General features: G+C 30.5%; 3 protein-coding genes. All 3 read left to right on the top strand.

Annotated elements, in window-relative coordinates:
- The coding region (locus tag N2712_07730) for a hypothetical protein (protein ID MCX8029865.1) at positions 1-536 on the top strand (536 nt) is incomplete at its 5' end.
- Positions 533-5,107, top strand: a complete 4,575-nt coding sequence (locus N2712_07735) for a hypothetical protein (GenBank protein MCX8029866.1) — start codon at positions 533-535, stop codon at positions 5,105-5,107. The genes N2712_07730 and N2712_07735, both read left to right, overlap by 4 nt.
- Positions 5,104-5,313, top strand: a complete 210-nt coding sequence (locus N2712_07740) for a hypothetical protein (protein ID MCX8029867.1) — start codon at positions 5,104-5,106, stop codon at positions 5,311-5,313. Before N2712_07735 ends, N2712_07740 begins: the two co-directional genes overlap by 4 nt.
- Positions 5,314-5,350 lie beyond the last annotated feature (37 nt).

A 5,350-nucleotide genomic window follows, 5' to 3' on the forward strand; every position in this document is an offset into this window, starting at 1 on the left:
TTGATCACTCTTTAAGATATTATGAATATGGGTTTTGGTGGAGTTCAAGTAGTGTAAGATTTTTTATTTGTATAGATGGTGAAGAGAAAGAGTTATGGAATTTTGAAAGAAGTGATTTGATTCCTACTAATTATTCTAATATAATAGTTAATTTATGGCATAATGATGTTCATTGGGACAATGGCACTAAAGCAAATCCTCCTTCAGTAGATTGTGTATTAAAGATAGATTGGATAGAGTATAAAGATTTTAAGAAACCAATAGAATTAAAAAAAGAATATATTTTAAATCTTAGAGAACCAGATAAAAGTATTATAAATTTTGGAAAAGTAAGAGAAGTGAAAATTTGTGATATTAATGGTAGGTTGATAAAAACATTATTTCAACATTCAGAATACTTAGCAGAAACTAGCTGTGAGGAAAAAATTTGGGATGGAAAAGATTTAAGAGGAAGGATAGTAAAGAGTGGTGTATATATTTACCAAATTGAAAATAATGGAGAAATTTTTACTGGTAAAATTTTAGTAATAAAATGAAGATAGGAATTTTAATATTACTTCTTTCTTCTTTTTTACCTATAAAAAGTTTTTCAGAACCTGTTAATTTTTACGATTGGACAGTTACAAAAGGCGGAAGTTCTCAGGATAGAATTTCAGTAACTAATACAAGTATACTAAATATAAGACAAACGGCTTGGTGGTTAGCAGCTGGAACTTTTGTGACGGTTCAGAAAATTTTTGTTTCTCCTATTGATAGAATAACTTTTAGTATATCTGGTAACTACACAGGTGTAAGTTTCAAGCTTTATAATGACATAGGAGAGTTGATAGAGGACTTAACAGGTGCAACTGGCATAAAAACTATAAATTTAAATGGTTCTACAGCAGGACTTACATTCCATTTATATCTTCCTAATGATATTAACCAGGATCCAAACGCTGGTTTTAACATAACAGTTTCTTCTCTAAATATTGATTGGTATACAGCCACCGGAGGAAATATAAAAATTACTTTAAGGGATACACCTCTTATAGTATATGAAGGAGCAACTATTGAAATAACAGCTGATTTTGAAAATATTGGTGGTGTTGCTATTTCTTCTGCTTATGCTACAATTTCTTTACCTTCTGGTTGTTCTTTAGATACCTCATATAGTTGGAATCAAAAGACACAAAAGATAAACAGAGTGGGAATTTTGTTAAAGCCGAAATTTTTGCCAGATAATCCTCCAAGGTTATTTGCATTTGGGAGTGATGATTGGAATAGTGATATAAATATAACTTTACAACACATAACTCCATTTTATCAATTAGGATATCCAATGAGCGTATATATATTAGCTGGTGCATTGTATATGGATACATATTCTACTAATAACAAAAGTTTTTTTGGAAATGATCTAATAGAGTTTTTTAAGAAACAAAACTGGGAAATTGGATATCATACATATCATCATCCTCATATGGGTTTGTGTCTACATATGAATTCAAGATGGATTGGTGAAACTACACGGAGATATAAAAGGGGAACTTCCTGGGGGATACCTAATACAGAAGAAGAACAAAAAATAGAATTACTTTTAGGTAAGTATTGGTTGGAAGTGGCAACAGATAGAAGGATAGAAGGTTTTAGAAATCCATTTTTGGAGTTTAATATTTCTGAAGGTGCAGAAACTACTACTAAGACACCTTTAAGATCTTCTATATGGAAAGTAATTGGAAAATCAGGTTTAAGATATGTGTGTACAGTTAATGAAGGACCTTCGGGTTGGCCTCCACAAGAAGTAGGACCTACTCCTATTGCTCAGTTAGATCCAAGAACTGCTGTTCCCAGTTGGGTACCTATGTGTGATGAGGTTACTGTTAGTGGGAATGTGTTAGATTCTTATACAGATTTTTCTCATAAGATACACAACATTCTTGTAGGCACTCAAAGATGTCAAGTAAATGGACAATGGATGTGGGGTACAATATATGATGGTTCTTTGCACGAAGTATATAATTTTGCTACTACGATGAATTTTTTGAAAAAATATGTAGACAGACATTACACTGTGGTCCAAACAGAAGTTCCTAGACCTTATATTAGTGGTCAAAGTGGTTCTAATGCTACTCAAAGGAACATACCAGTTACATTTGGACTTCATCCTTACTCTAGTTCTGATTATATACCTCCTTTGTGGCAACAAGAGAATAAAAAAAGTATAGATTGGGTCCCAGAAATAATAAATTATATCAAAACAAATTATGCTGATGCTTTGTGTGTTACTCATAAAGATATTTTGGATTATTATTTAGGACGTGGAACAGTTAGGTGGATAATAAAAATGCCTTCTCAACCAGGAGATTATAATTTTAGTATTACTACCAATGAAGGCTCAAGTACTTCATTTCAAATTTCAGTAAAAAGTTTAGGAGAAATTTATCTTACTCGCTTATTAAAAGCAGTAAAAATTAACTCACCCCAAGAGATAGTAGGATTAAGACAAAAAGGATACACTCATATAATCTTTACAGTAAAAGGTCCTGATGGAATAGATAGAAGTGAAGAAGAGTTAGACCAAGTGATTGCAGTGGCTCAACAACAGAATTTAGGTGTTCTTTGCTATATAGATGTTTTTAGAGATACACAATTAAGAAGTTATCCTGCAAAGAAGTATGACAACAGCACTGTTTTAAGCATAGCCGAACCTGTGGATGTTGAATATAGAAATAAGTTAAAAAATATAGTTCAGAAAATTTCTGCAAAGAACATAAGTGGAATAATATTTAATGCAGAAATACCCTCTGAAAGGGCAGAAGCTCCTACTATAGGTTATTCAGAAAATATGGTTAACCATTTTAGAAAATGGTGGGGTCCTCCTCCTTCCGGCAGTAATCCTCAAGATCCAACTACCGAAACCGATCCTAATTATTATAGTATTTATTCTGCAGCTGCTACTAAAGATTGGAGAAGTAATGATATGGAATGGCTTTACTATGACATTAGGCAGATTGTGTATTATTTCTTAAACTATGGTGAAATTAATAACTTGCCCCTAGATACTAATGGAGTTAGAGTTGTAAATGGGCTTTTATGTAGGAGTGAATCTGGAAGTGATAATATAGGAGTTTCAAGTTTTGAAGAATTACAAGCATGGGGAGAATTTAGGAGATACATAGTAGCTGATTTCATAAATGAGTTGGCTTCTGCTAAAGGTAATAAAAAAGCATATGTAATTTTACCTGCTGCTGAGGATGCTCATAAAATGCAGTATAATGCAACATTTATTCATTCAGCAGATCCTATAGAATTTGCAGATCTTACAAGAAGACCTTGCATTTTGCCTGATAAATGGAACCAAACTAAGACTGACAATATAGATGGGATTATATATTATATAAATAGTTCAAGTCTCTCGTATATTTCTAAGTGTGTTGATATGGCAAGAAGAGTGGATTATTGGGTAGCAGAAGGTGGTAATCTTAACAGAGGAGTTGCTCCATTAAATAAGTATAATCCAGGCAAAAATAAAGAATTTATAATATACTTAGAAACAACAAATTTACCTAATGATAGCAATATAATATATTCTTCATTAAAAAGTTGCCCTCCTCCAGATGGAGTAATGTTTTCTAAAGATATTTTTTCATCAAATATTTCAGTAAGTATAATTTCTCCTCAATATGGTTCAATATTTTTCTCCACGCAAACACTTTCTGTTTTAGCAGAAGTAATAGGCGTTGGGGTGAATATAAGTTCTGTAACTTATAAAATAGATAATCAACAAGAGCAGATCATGACATCAATAGGAGCAAATAAATACCAGGTTTTAGGAATTCCACTTATAGGACTAACTACAGGGACACACACATTAACCGTTACAGCATATGGGAGTGATGGAGAAGTTGGTTCTTCCTTGGTTCAGTTTAGTGTTGTTAATGCTGAAAGGTCTATTCAAGTTAGGATTATTTCTCCAACTCGTTACGAGATATTTTTTGCTACCACTACTTTAAAAATAACTGCAGAAGTTGTTGGGATAAATACTATAGTTTCTAGTGTTACTTATAAGATAGATAATTCTATGGAATTCTCTCTTCCTTTAAAACAAGCAAATATATATGAAATTACTGATATAGCTTTACATAATTTCACTACTGGTTTACATACTTTGACTGTTATTGGATATTCCCACCAACAAAATATAGTTGGATATGCAACTGTAGAATTTATTGTTTTAAAAGAGACAGATAAATATCTTTCTATAGATATTATATTACCCACTAATTATCAGATTTTCTTTACCACAGATGCTTTAAATATCTTAGCAAAAATAAATAAATACAATGTTCAGATTACTTCGGTAAGTTATAATATAGGATTAGTTTCAGGAGTTTTAAATTCATTAGATGGGGTTTTGTACACAGGAAGTTTATCTCTTAGTAATTTTACACCTTCAACATATACCCTTTTTATTAATGCTTTTACTTTAGAAAATATAAATGTGTCTTCTTATGTGTATGTAGTAATTAAAAAAACTGAACAACAATTCTACGGAAAAACAGAAGTAAAGGTAAAAGAAAGTGGGAAAATTTTATCAGATCATTCATATGTATCTTCTTTAAAACCCAAATTTGAATTTGAGATAATTCCCACTACAGCAACCATAAAAATTTTTATAGATGGAGTAGATGTAAGTGAGTGGTTAATACCTCAGTTAGAAGGAAGATATTTATTAGAAGTATCTTTAGATAAAGGAAGACACTTATTAGAGGTTAAAGACGAATTTAGTAATATAATTTCTTCTTATGTGTTTTTAACCGAAAGTTCATTAAAAATAAAAGACTTACTAATCCTTCCTAATCCTGTAAGAAAAAGACAAAAGATAGAAGTAGTTTATACTTTAACTCAAAAAGCAGATGAAGCAAAACTCATATTTTTTGATTTAGCAGGAAATATTCTATATGAAAAAGATGCTTCAACAGATCCATCTAATAATAAAGTTGAGGTTTTAATAGATGAGATTAAGAATATTCAGAATATAGACTTATTACTTTTGAAAATTTTTGCAAGAAACTATTCTGGATATGATAGTAAAATTGAAAAAGTATTTATAATAAAAAAATGAAAAGATATATATTATTTTTAATATTTTTTTATTTTCTTAGTTCATCTTATTGTTATTTTTTGCAAGATTTACTTAACATTACAACCTCAGCAAGAGAAAAAGGTTTAGGTGGTAGATTTACTTCTGACATAGAAGTTTTGTCTGCATCTAAGTTTAATCCTTCTATTTTAGGATTTATTGATAAAAAAAAGTTAGTTTTAGATTAAAACATTATATATAGAGATTTATTTAAAAGTTACTCTT

The sequence above is a fragment of the Brevinematales bacterium genome, assembly GCA_026415355.1.
In the GTDB taxonomy this organism is placed as follows: domain Bacteria; phylum Spirochaetota; class Brevinematia; order DTOW01; family DTOW01; genus SKYB106.

Bases quoted from the DNA above. Each gene is read 5' to 3' on its own strand.
- N2712_07735 (MCX8029866.1), top strand. From the start codon at position 533: ATGAAGATAGGAATTTTAATATTACTTCTTTCTTCTTTTTTACCTATA.
- N2712_07740 (MCX8029867.1), top strand. From the start codon at position 5,104: ATGAAAAGATATATATTATTTTTAATATTTTTTTATTTTCTTAGTTCA.